The following is a 19,268-nucleotide window of genomic DNA, read 5'->3' as shown; positions in this document are numbered from 1 at the left end:
CACTGTACTCAGACCGAAAAATAGTCATAATTGGGAAATCCTTGTAGAATCAAGGGATTAACCCGCAAAAATTTTTTACACCATTTTGTTGAATTCTTTTCGCAATCTTTTAATGATTCGTTTTTCCAGACGGGAAATATAGGATTGAGAAATCCCCATCATATCCGCAACATCCTTTTGGGTTTTTTCCTCTTCGCCGACAAGCCCGAAACGAAGTTCCATGATTTGTTTCTCCCTCTCATTTAACTGTTCGAGCGCTTTTTTTAGAAGCTTTTTATCCACGTTTGCTTCAATGTCCTTTGTGATGATATCATCATCCGTGCCCAGCACATCAGAAAGCAGAAGCTCATTGCCGTCCCAATCAATATTAAGCGGTTCATCGAAAGATACTTCTGAACGGATTTTGTTGTTTCTCCTTAAATACATCAGGATTTCATTCTCGATACAGCGAGAGGCATATGTAGCCAGCTTGATTTTCTTTTCCGGATTGAAGGTATTCACAGCCTTGATTAATCCAATGGTGCCGATGCTGATTAAATCTTCAATATTAATTCCCGTGTTTTCAAATTTCCGGGCGATATAGACGACCAGCCGCAGGTTGCGTTCGATCAAAATAGCGCGGGCCGCCTGGTCACCGCTTGGGAGCTTCATTAATAGAACCTGCTCCTCGTCTTTTGATAATGGCGGCGGCAAAGCTTCACTTCCGCCTATGTAATACACTTCATCGCTTTTCAAGCCCAGTTTCATCAGCAGCTTATACCAGAGGTGCGTCAACCGCAATTTAAGTTTTTTCATCTTCCTCTCCCTTCTAAATGTCACGTCTTATGAGTATGATAAGTAACGGACATTTGCGAACATTAGGATACGTGTTTAATGGCTTTTCCTGACAGCATTTTCGGATGAATAATCGCGTCAAAATCTCCATCTGCCGACAGCTTTGACGTACTGATGCCAATTAAGCATTTATCCGCGGAAATCATTTCATCTTTTGTCATAATCGTTACATGATCCGGTTTGATACATAATAAGAATTGATGCTGCTGGCCTACTCCCCGGTATGGGATCAGCCTCATTTTATCTAAAAAACGAAACGAATCATCAAGCTGTTCAATCGCTTCCATCGGGTCTGCATTTCGAATAATCATCGTATCAGCCTCTCCGAAAATCGGTTCAAGCTTATCAATGTGAATTATCATGACCGGCGTTTTTGTGAGCGGGTCATACAGCTGGTTGCCTGAATCCACCAGGCCTCTTGCGTGCAGTGTTTGGCCGCCAAGGTCCGCCTGTACCCTGACTCGTTCCTCATATTGAATGTTTTTTGTTTCAATATCTTCGATTCTTCTCTTGGAAAAAAACCATAATGCGGGAAAGCCAGCCACGATAAACACCCAGCTGATCGGGTCCCCAAATCCGGTTTGATTGGTAATCATGACACCGTTTCTGACAATAGAGTTTGACTGCAGCAATGAGTGTGCTCCGATTATTCCTCCTCCCATTAGAAAAGTAGCAAAATAAAAGGAAAACAAATTTTGAAAGAAATAACGAAACCTCTTAAAACCGAATGTTACGAGGACAATGACAACCGAAAAAGCGAGCTTTCCGGCCGGGTTCTCAACGATCGGCGAGAAAGGAGTAAACATCAAAAGGACAATACTTGAACCGATAAACGCGCCGCCTATCAATCTTCTTTTTTTCACATGGCGTTTTAAAATAAATGCCGTCAGTAAAAGCAACAGTGCGTCAAAACAAAAGTTTAACAGCCAAATGACATCTAAATAGATTTTCACACCTGACCCCTTTCTTTCTTGCATCACGCTGTTCCCCTTCTTGTTTCATAAGTATAAAGCAAGCTCTGTGGGAAAGTCTGTCAATTAATGTTGAGAGGCCCATACAATTTTTCAGGGATAACTGCTTAATTTGTCGAGGGAATGAATGCGAGTATATAGAAAAAAAGCTGCCAAGGGCGGCAGCTTTTTTACACTTACTTTTCAGTATTGATATATAGTTTTCCATTCGCTGTTTTTCTAGTTTCATTGCCGTAATTGTCTCGAACGATAACCTCTACTTTCGCTCCATTTGCTTTAATAGAAGATGTTGCTGTCCAATAGCCTTCATATCGTCCCGGAGATATTTCCCTTAACGGCAGCTCGGTAGCGTTTTGTACATTCGCTCTTGCATTCGTGAGCGGAAGACGAATGACAAACGTTGCATCTGCCCCTTTCGTGCTTGAAAAAGCGATTTTGACCGATTCACCGGCTTTTAAGATTTTGTCCTCACCAGGAATTAGTCCGTTAATAACTGGCTTGTCAAAATTCACATCGACGACAGCTTTTTTCGTCGTCTTGTTGCCTGCTAAGTCAGAGGCTGTCACCTTTACTTCGTTGCTTCCGTTTTCCAATAGGATACGGGCGGAGTAGGAACCGTCTGTGACTGTTGCTTTTTTGCCATTAACCTTTACTTCTTTCAAGTTGTCATCTGAAACAGTGCCTTTAACAGTCAGCGCTTCTTTATTGATTTTCTCGCCATCCTTTGGATTGTCGAGCGTCAGTTCAGGCTTGTCTTGATCAAGTGTGACCGTAACAGGACTTGAAGCATCTGTCGTTCCGGAGTCTGTTGATGCAGCCGCTGTCAGCTTGTTTTCCCCTTTGCTGAGTGAAACCCCTGCTTCGAACGTGCCATCTGCGGCAGTTTTCGTTTCTCCTGCTTCATTATCACCATTATAAAGGGTTATAGTCGTCCCGGGAGATGCCTTTCCTTTTACAGTGACGCTCTCCTTATTGGTGTATGATTGGTCTGCAGGAGAAGTAATGTCAGGTACGGCAGCTTCATAATCGACTAATGCACGAATCATATAGTTGCCGTCTTCTTTATCCCCTTTTTGCCATGTTCCGTCAACATACTGCCAGTTGCGATCTGAGTACTGCCCGGTTTCATCCATTGCCAAGCCTGGTGAATATGGATCAGGTTTTGACTGGATATAGACAAGATAAAAGTCTTTATCGACCATAATCCCCTTCGAGCTGAGATCTACTTTCGTCCATTCGCCATTACGAAGAGCTTCAGCTTGATATGGTCCCGCAATTTTTTTGCCGGGTGCTCCATCTTTCCCTGTCGCATCGTAAACCTCGACCTTAAACTCTGTGCCGCCAGGATCAGGGAACTCCGTATCCCAGAATCTGAATAGCCCTCCTGTCAGCATGCCTTTTTCCTTGCCGTCAGCCAGTGACATTTTCACCGCCCATCCGTTTCCGGCCGCAAAATAGGAATTTGCATTCTCCGCTGTTCCGTCATCGTATCCGATCTCGCCTGGATAACCGACGAAAGGCTTTAGCACAGTTTCTTTTGTGATATCACCTTTTAACTCAACGGAAAATTCATCGCTGTAATAGCCCGGCGCAGCTACTTTAATGGAGTAAGAGCCCTCATAGGCCTCAAGTGTATATTCTCCTTTGTCGTTTGTAGTTGCCGGTTCAACCGCGGCATCCTCGATAACATAGACGGAAGCCCCTTTTACAGGCTTTCCTGTTGTTTTATTGATGACAGTGCCTTTTAATGTGCCTTTCTTTAGTTCTTCTAACGTAAAATTAGCTCGGGTTGTCTGATCTGCCTGCAAAGACACTTTTTGCGTTTTCGATTGATAGCCGTAAGCTTCTGCCATAAGCGTATAGTCTCCTGCTTTATGCGTCAGCTTGTACTGTCCGGTTGATTGATCTGAATAGGTTGATTTTCCTGTTTCAACCACACTGACCTGTGCTCTTAGCGGCAATGCTTGCGGCTGCATATCAGCGCTATGTTCTGTTTTGACAGCTGTATGTGTTGAAGGCTTAGCCTTTTTTGGATTAACCGCTTTTTTCTTTTGCTTTTCTGCCGTTTTTTGTACGCCCAGCTTATTCTTTTTAGCTGTTTTTCCGGCAGATTTGTCTGAAAGCTGAACATCATCAATGTACCAGCCCTCTTTCGCAATGCTTTCATCAGACTGAAGGTTGAACATCACTCGAATGTTTTGGCCTTTATATGCGGATAAATTAATTTCTTCGTTGATCCAGTTTGAAGTCTTTCCATTATAGACCCCAGCCTGCTCCCAATTCGTTTCGCCTTCCGGTAAAACAAAAACGTAGCCGTAATCAAAATCACTTTCCAGGTTGTGCCAGCTCTTGAATTGAAGAAACAGGTTCCCTGAATCCGGCACATCAATTGGAGGCATAGTGAGATTCATATTCGCTCCATTGGCATAATTTCCAGTCAGGTTTGTCCCAAATACTTTTTCTCCTGATGCAGCTGCATGAGGGCCTGATTCCGGAACTCCCCATTCCCAGTTATTGTTTGTGCCGCTCATAAGCCAGCCGCCTGGTTCTGTTTCAAAATCCTGCTTGTATCCAGTAGTGATGCTAGGTTTTACGGATACATCATATATGTCAGACTCAGCAACATGGCCGCCAAAATCCTGAATGATCCACTTATAGCTTAATGCGGTCCCCTTTATACTTGGGATTTCCGCCTGGTACGTCCCCTTCAAATGATCTCCGCTGATTCGTTTCGCATTGACCTCGTTCCATTCGCCTTGATCCAGCTTATAGGCCAATTTAACGGCAGTCACACTCACATTGTCTTCAGCTGTCAAGGTAAGCGGAAGGCTGGCACCTTCATAAGCTTCATTTACTTTCTCATGTTGATAGACAGGCATCTCTTCATCTTCCCCATCGACAGAAACTTGCCCTTCTGCTTTTCCTAAACCGTCTGTAACGGCTGATACAGCGTCTAAAGCATTAACCAAACCATGACCGTATCCGTTATTCGGAGAGTCAGGGAATGTAGAGTCTGTTAATGGCTCAGCCGTGCTTGTCAATATATCCTCCATCTCATCGACAGAAAGTGAGGCGTCTGCCTGCTTCAACAACGCGGCAACAGCAGAAACATGCGGTCCTGCCATCGAAGTGCCATCCCATCCGTCTTCATATGTCTGGCCAGGAACTGAAGACCGGATGTTTACGCCTGGAGCAGAAATTTCCGGCTTTGTTTCATCGTATGGCGACGGTCCCTGGAGTGAAAAATCGCCAAGCTTTTTGTTAATATCAGTCGCTCCGGTCGCAAATGCTTCCGGATAATTGGCAGGATTAGCGATAGAACCAGGTCCTCCCGGGTTAAAGAGATCAGCATTTCCCGCAGAGAATTCCGGGAAAATGTCGGCCGCCCGCCAGGCATTGACCATATCCCTGTACCATTCATCAAGGCCGGAGCCCCCGCCCCAAGAATTATTGACGACATCCGGAGCCATTTCCGGGTGAGGATTGCCCTCTGCGTCCTTTGGAGCTAAAATCCATTCACCGGCCTCCAAAATGTCAGCATCTGTCCCGCCATCTTCTGAAAACGCCTTAACGGCAATCCATTTTGCGCCAGGTGCGACACCAATTTGATTCGTGCCATCAGGCTCAGAACCAACCATTGTACCTGTTACGTGAGTGCCATGAGCAAGATCATCATAAGGACTTGACTCGCCCGCTACAGCATCAAACCAGTTCATGTTATTATCAGGCTCATTCGGGCTTTCCGGATTAAACCCGCGATATTTTTCTTTTAATGCAGGGTGTTCCCATTCAACCCCTGTATCAATGGAGGCGACAACCGTACCCGTTCCGTCATATCCAAGCTCCCAAGCCTTCGGTGCATCTATTTGGTTTATATTCCATTCTACACCGTCAGTCGCTTTTATCGCTTTTTGCGCTTTTTTCATATTGAATGGGGAGGCGGATGACTTAAAAAGCTGCCGTTTTTCATTTGGAAGCACTTTTTCTACTTCAGGAAACTGGGCCACTTTCTCCATGACCTCTTTTGAAGCATGTACTGCAATTCCATTTACTACATAATAGGAATGAATATCATCGGCATTCCCTTTATTTTTCTGGCTGTTTAAATATTTCAAGACGTCCTTCTGAGCTTTATCAGCTGTCACTTTTAACGAAGACACAACGGCGGAACGCTTTTGATATTCCGTTTTAGCAGCGGTCAGCTTTTTAGATTTCGCTCTTTTGACAGCTGATTTTGCCGCTTTTTGAGTGTCAGCTTGATCTTTAAATTTGATCAGAAAGGTAGTTTTTTCTTCTTTTTTAAAGCTTTTCTTTAATGAGCTGGATATCTTATTTTGAATCGTCTCTGAAGATTGAAGCTCCTGTTTTACAGAAGAAGCGGCGCCTTTGCTGCTTGCCACAGCTGCACCCGGAAACAGCAGTGAACTGACGACAACTGTACTCAAAACAGAACTGATCAGTCTGCTTTTCGTCTTTTTCCTCATTTTTTATCCCCCTTTTTTAAACCACTTTGTAAAAAAATGTCGTCCCTCCTTTAAAGTTCAATTTGTTTGTCAAAACTTCGCTGTATGATAACTGTAGACAATCTCAATTACAGATATTGTCGTTTCCTGTCATTTCATTTCCATATATATGAAAATGATTAGATGGTCATGAAATATCGGTAGGTATAATAGATTGATTTGTTGATCTGTGTAGGAAGACATAGTTCAAAAGGCATGATAGATGGATGGAAATGATTGAGGGAAAAATAAAAAAAGGACAAAATCGAAAACGATTTTGTCCTTTCAATTAGCCGCGTTTGTTGCGGTTTCTTAAAAATGTCGGGATATCAAGCGTATCGTCAGCCGGCTGTGAGGTTTGGCGGCTGACTGTGTTTTGATGCTGCGGTTCCTCTCGTTTCGGCTCACGTTTTGGAACACTCTGATTATGTGATTTGATATTCTGGTTTAATGATGGACGCTGGGGTTTCGTAACATCTTTCTCCTGTTCGATAAAACCAGTGGCAATCACAGTAACCACAATCTCGTCTTTAAGATTTTCGTTAATAACAGAACCGAAAATCATGTTTACATCCTGGTCAGATGCAGAAGCGACAATATCTGCTGCTTCCTGAACTTCATATAGGCTCAGATTTGTTCCGCCAGTAATGTTCATTAAGACGCCTTGCGCGCCGTCAATTGCTGCTTCAAGAAGCGGACTGGAAATGGCTTTTTTCGCAGCTTCTGCAGCACGGTTTTCTCCAGTCGCAATACCAATACCCATCAAAGCAGATCCTTTGTTAGACATGATCGTTTTCACATCAGCAAAGTCTAAGTTAATGAGACCAGGAGTAGCGATCAGGTCAGAAATACCTTGAACCCCTTGACGGAGTACGTTATCAGCTTCACGGAATGCTTCAAGCATCGGCGTGTTTTTATCAACAATTTCCAAAATACGGTCGTTCGGAATCACAATCAGTGTGTCCACCGCTTCTTTCATTGCAGAAATTCCGCCCGCCGCCTGCAGCTGTCTCTTACGGCCTTCGAACGTAAACGGTCTTGTAACGACTCCGACTGTTAATGCTCCTAAATCTTTTGCGATTTGCGCAATAACCGGTGCGGCACCTGTTCCTGTTCCGCCTCCCATACCAGCTGTTACGAATACCATGTCAGCGCCTTTTAGCGCTTCTTCAATCTGCTCCTTGCTTTCCTCTGCGGCTTTTTTTCCGACTTCCGGATTCGCACCTGCTCCCAATCCTCTAGTCAGCTTTGCGCCGATTTGCATTTTCACTTCCGCTTTTGACAGGTTAAGAGCTTGAGCGTCCGTATTTACCGCGATGTACTCTACTCCTTGCACTTCATTCTCAATCATTCGGTTGACCGCGTTATTACCGCCGCCTCCTACTCCGATTACTTTAATTGATGCTAAGCCGTCTATGTTTGTTTCGAACTCCAACATGCTAAATCCTCCTAATCTGCCGAATGACTATCTATCTATTCCCAAAACATGCTTAATAGTTTTTTCATTTTGCTCTGTTTGTTATGTTCGGCTTGTGTTTTTTGTTTTCCTTTTGGCCGTTGCTGCATCTCATTTTGGTGATGATGCTCTTCTTCCTCTGCTGATGAGACTGCGATTTCCTGTATCGCTTCTTCAGGCATCTTGAAGCCAATTTTTCTGCCTTGAATTCTAGCATTCCGGCAGGCGAATTGAATCATGCCAACTCCCGTCATATACTGAGGATCTCTTACACCGATATAATTCGGGCTCGCCACTCTGACATTGTTTTGCAGCACATCCTGCGCCAGTGACATGACACCAGGCATCGCTGCTTGTCCCCCTGTCAGCACGAAGCCTCCCGGCAGATCGCTAATTCCCATATTGCGAAGTTCTTCTGAAGCAATCTCAAGAATTTCTTCGACTCTTGCTTCAATGATATTCGCTGCTTCCTGCTGTGTAAATGTTTGTTTTTGATTGGTGCCTATAACGGTTACCTCAAATACTTCATCTTCTGAAGCCTCGTTATAGTAGGCATGTCCAAATTGTTTTTTCACACGTTCCGCTTCTTCTGTGGACGTTCTCAATCCGATGGAGATATCTTTGGTGATATTTTCGCCTCCGAGAGGAATGACACGGGTAGAAGTCAGGTGTCCGTTCTGGAATACGGCAATGGTGGTTGACCCTCCGCCTATATCAATGAGAGCCACACCGAGATTTTTCTCATCCTTTGACAAAGCAGCAGAACCGGCTGCCAGCGGCTGTAGACAAATATCAGTTATTTCAACACCGGCTCTTTCAACGCAGCGAAGCAAGTTATGTAATATTGTTTTTGAACCGGTGATCAGTGTGCCCTCTACTTCTAAACGCACACCAAGCATTTTTTTCGGGTCGGTAATTTCATCTCTTCCATCAACGATAAATTGTTTAGGAATGACGTCGACTATCAGCTGTTCATGCGGTATTGAAACAACCTGGGCCGCTTCCATGACGCGGCGGACATCTTCTACTTGAATTTCTTTATTTTCACTAGAAACTGCTACAACACCGTTTGTATCTTGAATATTGATATAATTTCCATTAACGCCGACAATAGCTTTTCTAAGCGGAAAACCTACCATTCTTTCAGCTTGGTCAAACGCTTTTCTTATAGAATGAACGGTCTCATCTATATCAACGATTGAGCCTTTTTTCAACCCTTCAGACGGTACATTTCCCACACCGATAATATTAAGGGAATCATCTGTCATTTCTCCGACGATCACTTTTGTATTGGACGTACCGATGTCAAGACTGACGTAAAGTTCATTGTTGTTCATTCTATGGCACCTCCTCACATTTCGATCATTTCTATTCTATTATTTGCGGAACAACAATACAATGAATGTGGCTTTACAAGTGTGTAACAAAAAATAACAACGGAATATTCTTATGTGCTTTTCACATTTTATGTTTATTGAAAATATTCGTTATATCCTATGTATATCCTCTTTTATATCACATTTTTTTTATTTTTTTTAGAAAGAGTCCACTTTGTTAGTAGATTTCTTCTTATAACGGCTATATTCTGAAATAATCTGACTCCAAATGCGAATATACCTGCTAAATACAAGTCTACACCAAGATGAACTCCCAGAAAAGCTAAACTTATTGCCAATATAATATTAAAAAAGAAACCGGAAACAAATACCATTTCATCATATGTACCTTGTAAATGCGCCCTGATTCCGCCGATTAGAGTATCAAGTGCAGCAAGCACAGCAAGTGATAAATAATTTGAGTATTCACTCGGTATTGTTAAGTTTGTCATCAGTCCGATCGTTATTCCGAGCACGAGTCCAAGCACGGGCAGCCACATGACAATTCTCCTCCCTTTTAGTCTTTAAGCGGTTTTAGCTGTTGTACGTCCACTGCTCTGTCATAAGCTTTTAATGTGAGGCTGCTGTCAGATTTACCTGCTTTTAACGCTACATTTTCAGAAGCAAAGATATCCTCTAGATCGGACCCCTTTACCCTGCTGTACAGCTTGTCCGGATCTTCAGCAAGCACTTTTACTGTTAAAGGATAATCATCTAGGCTGTATCCGTCTATTTTTGTTGTGCCGTTTATGTCCCGTATCACTGAAGAATTCACAACTCTTCGCTCATTTATTGAGATATGCTCAGCACCATAAGAGTTGAGTTCATTAATCAGCTTCTTTAATAAATCCGGCGGTGGATTTTTGATCGCCTCTCCAGTTACGCTTTCAGAAAAAAGCGGAGAAAGGGTGATGACAATTCCGCTACCTGTAATATCGGTCATGCCGGCTGTTTTTTTTAAGGTTTGTAATGTATTATTGAGCGCTGTTTCTTTTGTCAATTCTTTGTTTTGCGTATAGGTATTCAGCAATTTATCATACTTATTAATTTCAGCCAGCAGCTCTTCCTGCTTCTTCTGCTCTGATGTAAGCTCTTCTCTAATATCCCACATATCTCTTGTATCTCGGACTTGGGGATGCTTTAAAGAATTAAATTGAACAGATATCATAAGGCCGAATATGACCATAAGCACGCTAATGCTAATGAAGGAACGCTTTATTTTCAATCACTTCACCCGCTTTTCCAGTCATTCCTTCGTTTTCAGAATGGGCTCCATTTGTACATTTTTCTTTTTTTCTGCGGTAACAGAAATATGATCCATAGAAAGCTGATCGATCAGGCCTCCTGCTATATTTAACGAAGGAAGCAGGACATCGGGATCTCCAATGGCAGAAACGACAAATGGGGCGGGGTGCTGCACCCCGTCAACCGTTACGACCGGCCCGTTGCACTTGATGTAGGAATTATGGGTCAGCCGCTGGCCGTTGATGGAGACGGCTGCCGCACCAGATATATACAGTTCATTTATGACTTGAAAGAGATGGCTTTCGTGAACGATGTAGCTGTTCACGTTCTCTCCTTCCGGTATGTAAGAAGCATCTTCCAAAGTCACTTGAACGCCCTCTCCTTGTACACCGACTTCCCCAATATACATTCTGTACTTTTCTACATCTTCCAGAACGTTATAGTATTCTGTTTTTTCGTTTTTCAGCTTATTTTCAGTCTGACGGACTTTGTTCTGCTTTTGATACAGTTCTTTTTCAAGGTCCTTGTTTTCTTTCTCTTGCTTCAGCAGTTCATCCCGCAGGGCATATTCTTTTTTCCAATCTTCCGTCTCTGTCATGCTTTTGTGGTTTTCTCTTGTCGTCTGAAAGGAAAAAGAAATTAAAAAACCTGCGATTAGCATAATCAAAGAAAGAAGGACGGCTGATTTGCCCCTCAATTTTCATCTTCCTTTTTGGCAGACGAATCGCTTTTTCCAAACTCTTCAAAATAGGTAGCAACTTCTAAATGAATAATCCCTTTTTTACTGCCGTTGAGCTGTGAGATAATAGAAGGATACGTTTTCATTCGGTCTGCAAAGGTTTTGATGGAAGCAGTAACGACATACCCGTCGTTCATATATAATTTAATACGGTTTTGATCCATTTTGACAGGAGTATAATACACTTCTGAAATCGACTGTTTTAAAGAATTTGACAAAGCATCGAGCTGCTTGGCCATTTGAACACGTTTTTTAGCGTCTGTCCAATTCACCAAAATGGGTCCCGCATCATCCGGAGTTACTTCGTTTGGCAAAACTGAACCGTTTTCAAGGATTTCGTAATACACATTGTCTTTTTCTAAATAGGCAATCGCTTTATATTCTTCGATCGCAATGTTGATTTTATTAGGAAGGGATTTGCTGATTTCTGCTTTTTTCACTAATTTATTTTCCTGAATCTTTTTTGCTGTTTTTTTCTTATCCAGACTCCAAAATTCAGTATCTCCGCTTTTGATATCGGAAAGATCAATAATCTCCTTTTTCGAAACATTCTCATTACCGGTAACAGAGATTGATGAAATTTTACTAATCGGTGTCTGCAGATATACGATGATCAGCACCATCATAAAAAAGAGCATAATAAATGAAATAAGCCTTCGGTTTGCCTTCTGTTTTCTCTGCTCTTTAATTTTAGGGATCCGCTCTTCAATATTTACGATTTTTTCTCGGTCATGACCCGGATTCATTGCCTGTTCACCTCATTCAACTGAAACAGCCTTAAAAGTCTGCCTATTCCAAAACAAACGGCATACTATGATGCCGTTTGTCGTTTGCTTACAGTATATCATATGAACAGCTTCAGTTCAGAACTTGAATCAGCGATTTTCACCGATGATTTCAACCTCTGTGTGCATATCAATCTCGTATTTTTCACGGATTGTCTTTTTCACATGATCAATGAGATCAAGCACATCTTTTGCGGATGCTCCGCCCGCATTGACGATGAAGTTTCCGTGCATCTCCGATATCTTTGCACCGCCGATTTGATATCCTTTTAAGCCCGCTTTTTCCACTAGATTGCCGGCATGGTTCGGAAGCGGGTTTCTGAATATACTTCCTGCACAAGGGCTTGAATACGGCTGAGTATTCTTTCTGTAGTCTTTATTGCTTTGCATTTGCTGAACGATTGATTCTTTATCCTTCTGTTCAAGCTGGAGAACGGCTTCAAGACAAACACCAGGGCGTTTCTTTTGCAATACGGACGTTCTGTAGGTGAATTCCATCTCCTCATTTGTCAGCCACTCGATTGTGCCGTCTTCAAATAAAATATGCGCTTTGACAAGGATCTTACTCATATCAGACCCGTGAGCGCCTGCATTCATATAGACAGCCCCTCCGACGGATCCCGGAATTCCGGCAGCAAATTCTAATCCCGACAAGCCTTTTTTGCTCATCGATGTAGCAAGACGCACAACTGAATAACCGCCACCGACAGTGACTTGTTCCCCGTCAAGCTCTAGGTGGTCAAGACCCGCGCCCAGCTTGATCACCACACCTCTGATCCCTTCATCTAATACAAGAAGGTTTGATCCGCGGCCAATGACTGTCCACTTTACTTCATATTTTTTCACAACATCCATGATGTCCTTGACAGCATCTACACTGCTTGGAATGACCAATACATCCGCAGGACCGCCGATTTTCATTGTAGTATGATTTGCGAGCGGTTCATTTGCAAGCACCTTGCCGACTTCGCGTTCTTTTAATTCTTGTATCACTTTCTCCATCGTAAACCTCCGCATTCCATTTGCTTTTCTATTATTTTTTCAAATCTTCGAGTACGCTGTATAAACGGGCAGCCGCATCAGGAACACCTAGTGACTTTGTCCGTACGCTCATATCCTTTAATGTTTGTTCATCGAGCACAATCCGGTCAAGCGCTTCAATCAGCTTTTCCCCGCTGAGTTCTGTTTCTTTCAAAACAATCGCCGCATCATGCTGACCGAGAGATCTCGCATTGACCTCCTGGTGATTCGCCGTTACGTAAGGACTTGGAATCAGCACACTTGGGATTCCGAGTGCCGTAATTTCAGCAATGGTCGTCGCACCCGCTCTTGCTACAATCACATCAATCGCCTTTAAATACTCTGGCATCTGATGAAGAAACGGTTTTGTGACCATATTGTCAGCTGCACCCTTGTTTTTCAGCTCAGTCATTACTTTCTCATAGTGAACCTCGCCCGTAATATACAGTACTTGATACGCTCTTGATTTCAGCGCATCCTGCATATCAATGACCGCACGGTTAATCGGTGCGGCGCCTCTGCTTCCGCCGAAGATTAATACGGTTTTTTTCTCTTCAGAGAGCCCGAATTCTACCATCGAGCGGCCCGTCTTTATTGAGACGACCTCAGAGGCTCTCGGGTTTCCCGTAAATACAACTTTCTCACTTGGAAAATGTGATTTTGCTTCCTCAAAACATATTGCTACTTTATCAACATATTTTGAAAGAAACTTATTGGTGATGCCCGGCAGGCTGTTTTGTTCATGAACGATAGTCGGAATCCCCATTTTTGCAGCCGCGTATACAACCGGCCCGCACACATAACCGCCCGTTCCAATCACGGCATCCGGCTTAAATTCCGCTAAATACGATTTGCTTTTTTTAACGCCTTTTAGAAAACGCATGACCGTTTTGACGTTTTCAAATGAAAGCTTTCTTTTAAAACCTGTAATTTCAATGGAACGAAACGGTATATTTTCCCGTTCTACAATTTTTTTCTCTAATCCGTTTTCTGTTCCGATATATAGAAATTCTACATCAGGATGGCGGCGCTGCACCTCTTTGATAAAGGCAAGTGCTGGATAGATGTGTCCCCCTGTGCCGCCTCCGCTTATTGCAATTCGCATATCTCTTCCCCCAGTCTCAGTCTCTATAACATAACGATAACCCTGTTTTTATGGACAGGGTTATCGCATCAATTGTTTCCCAGCTTCCTGTTTCATAGGATCGCTTCACAAATAAAATTCATTAATACCTCGAGTACCGGCTCACGTTCAGCAGCACACCGACAGCCATCAGCATCAGCGTCAATGATGAACCTCCGTAGCTTAGAAACGGCAGCGTGATGCCAGTTACCGGAATAAGGCCCGTCACAACACCGATATTGATCATGACTTGGATCGCGATCATTGAAATAATCCCTACAGCGACAAAGCTGCCATATAGATCTGGTGCACCGAGCGCGATCCTGATTCCTCTCCACAGCAGAACGCTGAACAGAAGCAAAATAAGAGACCCGCCGATAAACCCAAGCTCCTCTGACAAGATGGCGAAAATAAAGTCCGTTTGCGGCTCAGGCAGATAAAAGAATTTCTGTCTGCTTTGGCCGAGCCCCATTCCGAACAATCCGCCAGGCCCTACCGCATAAAGCGATTGAATAATTTGAAAGCCGCTGCCGAGCGGATCTTCCCACGGATTCAAGTAAGAGGTAATCCGTTTAATTCGATACGGAGCCGACAGTACGAGCCCAACAAATCCGCTCAGGCCGATCAGCCCGAGAAAGACGAAATGGGCAATTCGCGCACCGGCTACAAAAATCATGACAATACAAGTACCGACCATTACCGTTCCCGTACCGAGGTCAGGCTGGCACATAATAATCAAAAATGCGGAAAACACGATGCCGAGCGCCGGAACGAATCCACGTCTGAACGATGTAATGTTTTTTTGCTTTTCAGAGAGAAATTTAGCAAGGAATGCTATCATCGCAAGCTTCATAAACTCTGAAGGCTGTATGCTGAATGCGCCGACACCGATCCAGCTTCTAGAGCCGTTCCGCACCATGCCTACGCCTGGTATTAAAACAAGCACCAGCAAGAAAAAACAGATAACCATCAGCAACTTGGACCATGTCCGCCATGTCCAATAATCAACATTCATAATAAAGAACATGGCAATAACGCCGATGCCCGCAAACAGTAGCTGCCGTTTCGCGAAAAAGAATGAGTCGTCAAATTTATAATCCGCCCATACCGCACTCGCACTGTACACCATAATTAATCCAATTGTTAATAATAATAACGTAATGATGACCAATAACAAATCAGGCGATGTTTTTTTAGTAGTCAAAGCAATCGACACCCCAAGCTTAAAGTCATTAGGGCTGCCGATTTCCAAGACAAGCCCTTACTTAAGCATATGCACGGCGTCTATAAACATGTCACCGCGTTCTTCAAATGTTTTGAATTGATCCCAGCTCGCACACGCAGGTGAAAGCAGAATGACATCTCCTTCATTTGAGAGCGCAAACGCCGCAGATACTGCTTGTTCAACATTATCGACACGTTTGACATGTTGTATTCCCAGATCATTTCCGAGCTTTTCGAGTTTCGGCGCTGTCTGTCCGAATGTAAGCACCGCTTTGACATGCTTCATGTAGGGTTTTAAGTCGTCAAAGCCGTTTCCGCGATCCAGTCCGCCTGCAAGCAGGATGACAGGTTTTTCAAAAGCCGAAAGCGCTTTGCTTGTCGCCAAAACGTTTGTTGCTTTGCTGTCATTATAAAACTTACGGTTCTTCACTGTTGTGACATACTGGAGACGGTGCTTTACGCCGGTAAAGCTTGTCAGCACTGTTTTGATGGCCTCGTTGGACGCTCCAGCCGTTTTCACTGCCGCAATCGCGGCTAAAATGTTCTCCAGATTATGCGCACCTGGCAGCACAACCTCTTCCAGAGGAAGAATAGCTTCGCCGTTGTACATAATCATGCCCTCTTTTACATAAGCGCCGTGTTCAAGCTGTTTGCTTACTGAAAAAGGAACAATTCCGGCTTCTCCGGCCTCAGCCAGGCGCACGACTGTTTCATCATCCTGGTTGACAATTGCTTTATCTGAAGCTTTCTGATGCAGATACACTTTTTGTTTCGCTTTTTCATAGTTTTCTCTCGTATGATGATAATCCAGATGGGCATCAAACACGTTTAAAATCAGGCTGATTTCAGGCCTGAAGTCGTGCGTTCCCATCAGCTGAAATGACGAAAGTTCCGTTACGATCCATTCATCTCCATCAGCGTGATAGGCAACCTCACTTGCGACTGTACCGATGTTTCCGGCGATCAGCGCCTTTTGAGAGTCTGCCTTCAGCATTTCATAAATCAGCGTTGTTGTTGTCGTTTTTCCATTCGACCCAGTGATCCCAATAAATTTGGCATTCGTCAGATGGTAGGCAAGCTCAATTTCCGTCCATATCGGGATGCCTCTTTTTTCTGCTTCCTGAACCATAATATTTTCATATGGAATACCCGGGTTTTTGATCAGTACAGTAATCTGATGCTGATCGAACAGAGAAACAGGGTGCTCTCCGCAGACAACTTCGACCCCTTTTTCAGAAAGTTTCTGGGCTGGTTCGTTCTCATCAAAAGGCTTTTGGTCGTTGACTGTAACATAAACACCTTTTTCATGAAGAATAGAAGCAGCCGCAAACCCGCTTTTGGCGAGTCCAAGGACTAAAAAATGCTGATTTTGCAAAAATAGATCGTTTTCCACTTATAACCACACCTCGATGTAAATTCCTAATACGGCAAGCAAAAGTCCCGCAGTCCAAAATGTTACAACAACTCTCCATTCAGACCACCCGACAAGCTCATAATGGTGGTGAAGCGGACTCATTTTAAAGATTCGTTTACCTGTCGTTTTAAAGCTGATGACCTGCAGAATAACGGATAATGTCTCAATGACGAATACACCGCCGATAATAACCAGCAGGATTTCTAATTTCGTTAAAATGGCAATGGTGACGATTGCTCCTCCCAATGCAAGTGATCCTGTATCTCCCATAAACACTTTGGCTGGATGCGCATTGAAGACTAGGAAGCCCAGCACCGCTCCGACAACCGCAACTGAGAAAATAGCAACATCATATTGGGATTGATTCCATGCCAGAATGGCAAAGGCGCCAAAAGCGATGGCTGCCGTACCTGATAATAGACCGTCAAGACCGTCAGTCAGGTTGACTGCGTTTGATCCGCCGACAAGCATAAATAGCACAAGGATAAAGTAAGCCCATCCAAGATCAAATGACAGATCAGTCCCCGGAATACGGATATCCGTCGCAAAATTGTAGTAATGATACACCGCATAAAACACAATTGCGATGATGATTTGTCCGATCAGTTTTTGCTTTGAGGTCAGACCGAGATTTCGTTTCATTACGACTTTGATGTAATCATCCAAAAAGCCGAGTAAACCGTAACCGATCGTGACAAACAGCAACAGGAACATTTCCGGACTTATTTCTGAAAACTTCTGCGTCATCACAATTGTTGTCACAATGATAGACAGTATGATCATGACCCCGCCCATTGTCGGTGTCCCTGATTTTTTCTGGTGTGATTTCGGTCCTTCTTCTCTAATACTCTGGCCGAATTTTAATCTTCTTAAAAACGGAATAAGAATCGGAGAGAGCAGAACACTGATTAAAAAACCCATTAAAATTGTAAACAGAATGACTTGCTCAAGCATTGTCCTTTTCTCCTCCTGTTTCTTTCAAACGACATACGTAGTTATCATATTCATGTTTTTTTTCCATATGAAAAATCTTTTCAAGCTCCATCATGCAATAACATCTCTTTCCTATGAATTCGTCTTATTTTTATTCAGTTCGACAATGGCTCTTGCCGCCACTTCGGCATCGTCAAAGTCAAAGGTTTCGTTTCCAATCTGCTGATAGGTTTCATGTCCTTTCCCAGCAATGAGGACAACATCGCCTTTTTTGGCGTTGGCAATGGCAAAGAAGATCGCCTGCTCGCGATTGGCAATGCTGTGGTAGTATTCGTTCTCTACCCCTGCTTCCATATCTCTTAAAATGGCACGCGGATCTTCGCTTCTCGGATTATCTGAAGTGAAAATCGGTTCGTCAGCCAGCTCAACAGCGATTTTCGCCATTTTCGGGCGCTTTGTCTTATCTCTGTCTCCGCCGCAGCCGACAACAACAAACAGCTTTCCTTCCGCCATGTCTCTGCATGTATTCAGTACGTTTTCAAGGCTGTCCGGCGTATGCGCGTAATCAACAATAACCGGAAACTCCTGCTGCTGATTAACCAGTTCAAAACGGCCTCTTACGCCATGCAATTCTTCCACGGCTTCTGTAATGGTTTCAAACGGAATGCCTGCCGCAATACAAGTCGCAACAGCAGCGAGCACGTTATACACGTTAAACTGTCCGACGAGCGACATCGTGATGTGCTTCGTGCCTTTGTTCGTCACCAGTTCAAAACTTGTGCCCTGTGCAGTAGTTTTGATATCTTTCGCCATTACATCAGCATTGTTTTTAATTCCATATGTAGAAATATGTGCCGCAGTGACCTTTTCAAAATAAGCGCTTGCCTCATCATCCGCGTTTAAAACAGCCCGTTTTGGATTTTCATGGTTGAATGCCCCGCCAAGCTGAGAAAACAGCAGGCTTTTTGCCTGTCGGTATTCATCCATCGTTTTGTGATAGTCAAGATGATCCTGTGTTAAGTTCGTAAACACGGCGATGTCATAATCACAGCCGTGAACCCGTCCCAGTGATAAAGCGTGAGAAGAAACCTCCATGATGGCCGTGTCGACATGCTTGTCATTCATTTTTTTAAATGTTTGCTGTAACGTGACGCTTTCCGGTGTCGTGTTTTTAACGGGAAGTGTTTCGTCATCGATTTTAATGTACATCGTGCCGATTAAGCCTGTTCGCTTCCCCGCTTTTTTGAGAATCTCATCAACCATATGGGTCGTTGATGTTTTTCCGTTTGTGCCCGTTATTCCGATCAGCTGCAGTTTCTTTGTCGGCTGTCCGTAAAACGCATCAGACAAAACGCTGAGCGCCCGCAGTGACTGCCGGACAATGATGACAGGCACACCCACATCGAGCTCCTTTTCAGCCACAATAGCCGCTGCGCCGTTTTCAACTGCTTTTTGCGCAAAATCATGGCCATCTACCGTATACCCTTTTACACATACAAAAAGACTCCCTTTCTTTACTTCCCTGGAGTCCATCTCAATTGAAGTTATTTCAGGGTCTTGTGAATCATTTACAGAAGGTTCGGTTGTTAAGTATGTAAGCAGCTTTGTAAGTTTCATCGTATCAAACCTCTCAACATTCTATTCGT

The 19,268-nt window shown here is 43.6% G+C and carries 15 protein-coding genes; all 15 read right to left on the bottom strand.

Features of this window, described 5'->3' with window-relative positions:
* Positions 1 to 75 precede the first annotated feature (75 nt).
* The 15 genes from sigE to NST56_RS08695 all read right to left on the bottom strand — a co-directional run bounded on the left by sigE (position 76) and on the right by NST56_RS08695 (position 19,239).
* Positions 76 to 795, bottom strand: coding sequence for an RNA polymerase sporulation sigma factor SigE (sigE, locus tag NST56_RS08765; protein WP_024121327.1), 720 nt, complete (start codon positions 793 to 795; stop codon positions 76 to 78).
* A 62-nt stretch (positions 796 to 857) separates the two neighbouring features.
* Positions 858 to 1,787 (bottom strand): sigma-E processing peptidase SpoIIGA, encoded by a 930-nt coding sequence (gene spoIIGA, locus NST56_RS08760; protein WP_326333699.1) that lies wholly within the window; start codon positions 1,785 to 1,787, stop codon positions 858 to 860.
* Positions 1,788 to 1,981: 194 nt separating this feature from the next.
* Positions 1,982 to 6,289, bottom strand: a complete 4,308-nt coding sequence (locus NST56_RS08755; protein WP_339181367.1) for a S8 family serine peptidase — start codon at positions 6,287 to 6,289, stop codon at positions 1,982 to 1,984.
* Positions 6,290 to 6,596: 307 nt separating this feature from the next.
* The gene (gene ftsZ, locus NST56_RS08750; protein WP_010334166.1) at positions 6,597 to 7,745 is read right to left on the bottom strand and encodes a cell division protein FtsZ; all 1,149 of its coding nucleotides are present in this window, start codon (positions 7,743 to 7,745) and stop codon (positions 6,597 to 6,599) included.
* Between the two features lie 35 nt (positions 7,746 to 7,780).
* On the bottom strand, positions 7,781 to 9,100 hold the full coding sequence (gene ftsA, locus NST56_RS08745; RefSeq protein ID WP_010334165.1) for a cell division protein FtsA: 1,320 nt from the start codon (positions 9,098 to 9,100) through the stop codon (positions 7,781 to 7,783).
* Positions 9,101 to 9,273: 173 nt separating this feature from the next.
* The gene (locus NST56_RS08740) at positions 9,274 to 9,639 is read right to left on the bottom strand and encodes a small basic family protein (protein ID WP_010334164.1); all 366 of its coding nucleotides are present in this window, start codon (positions 9,637 to 9,639) and stop codon (positions 9,274 to 9,276) included.
* Positions 9,640 to 9,656: 17 nt separating this feature from the next.
* Positions 9,657 to 10,364: a DUF881 domain-containing protein gene (locus NST56_RS08735; RefSeq protein WP_010334163.1), complete on the bottom strand. Its 708-nt coding sequence runs from the start codon at positions 10,362 to 10,364 to the stop codon at positions 9,657 to 9,659.
* Between the two features lie 21 nt (positions 10,365 to 10,385).
* Positions 10,386 to 11,081 (bottom strand): DUF881 domain-containing protein, encoded by a 696-nt coding sequence (locus NST56_RS08730; RefSeq protein ID WP_010334162.1) that lies wholly within the window; start codon positions 11,079 to 11,081, stop codon positions 10,386 to 10,388.
* The gene (locus NST56_RS08725) at positions 11,078 to 11,869 is read right to left on the bottom strand and encodes a cell division protein FtsQ/DivIB (RefSeq protein ID WP_168747744.1); all 792 of its coding nucleotides are present in this window, start codon (positions 11,867 to 11,869) and stop codon (positions 11,078 to 11,080) included. The genes NST56_RS08730 and NST56_RS08725 overlap by 4 nt, the downstream gene beginning before the upstream one ends.
* A gap of 129 nt (positions 11,870 to 11,998) precedes the next feature.
* The gene (gene murB, locus NST56_RS08720; protein WP_168747742.1) at positions 11,999 to 12,910 is read right to left on the bottom strand and encodes a UDP-N-acetylmuramate dehydrogenase; all 912 of its coding nucleotides are present in this window, start codon (positions 12,908 to 12,910) and stop codon (positions 11,999 to 12,001) included.
* Positions 12,911 to 12,941: 31 nt separating this feature from the next.
* Positions 12,942 to 14,033 carry an undecaprenyldiphospho-muramoylpentapeptide beta-N-acetylglucosaminyltransferase gene (murG, locus tag NST56_RS08715; protein ID WP_339181361.1) on the bottom strand — a complete coding sequence of 364 codons (1,092 nt, stop codon included), beginning with the start codon at positions 14,031 to 14,033 and terminating at the stop codon, positions 12,942 to 12,944.
* Positions 14,034 to 14,154: 121 nt separating this feature from the next.
* Complete coding sequence (spoVE, locus tag NST56_RS08710) at positions 14,155 to 15,255, bottom strand: stage V sporulation protein E (RefSeq protein ID WP_003221421.1); 1,101 nt, start codon at positions 15,253 to 15,255, stop codon at positions 14,155 to 14,157.
* Positions 15,256 to 15,312: 57 nt separating this feature from the next.
* Positions 15,313 to 16,668: a UDP-N-acetylmuramoyl-L-alanine--D-glutamate ligase gene (gene murD, locus NST56_RS08705; protein ID WP_029441244.1), complete on the bottom strand. Its 1,356-nt coding sequence runs from the start codon at positions 16,666 to 16,668 to the stop codon at positions 15,313 to 15,315.
* Positions 16,669 to 17,643: a phospho-N-acetylmuramoyl-pentapeptide-transferase gene (mraY, locus tag NST56_RS08700; protein WP_168747739.1), complete on the bottom strand. Its 975-nt coding sequence runs from the start codon at positions 17,641 to 17,643 to the stop codon at positions 16,669 to 16,671. It lies immediately after the preceding gene.
* 111 nt (positions 17,644 to 17,754) lie between these two features.
* Positions 17,755 to 19,239: a UDP-N-acetylmuramoyl-L-alanyl-D-glutamate--2,6-diaminopimelate ligase gene (locus tag NST56_RS08695; protein WP_339181358.1), complete on the bottom strand. Its 1,485-nt coding sequence runs from the start codon at positions 19,237 to 19,239 to the stop codon at positions 17,755 to 17,757.
* Positions 19,240 to 19,268: the final 29 nt, after the last annotated feature.

It is taken from the genome of Bacillus sp. FSL R5-0560 (assembly GCF_037966305.1).
Lineage (GTDB): Bacteria > Bacillota > Bacilli > Bacillales > Bacillaceae > Bacillus > Bacillus mojavensis.
This window is presented reverse-complemented; position numbering and strand designations above follow the sequence as displayed.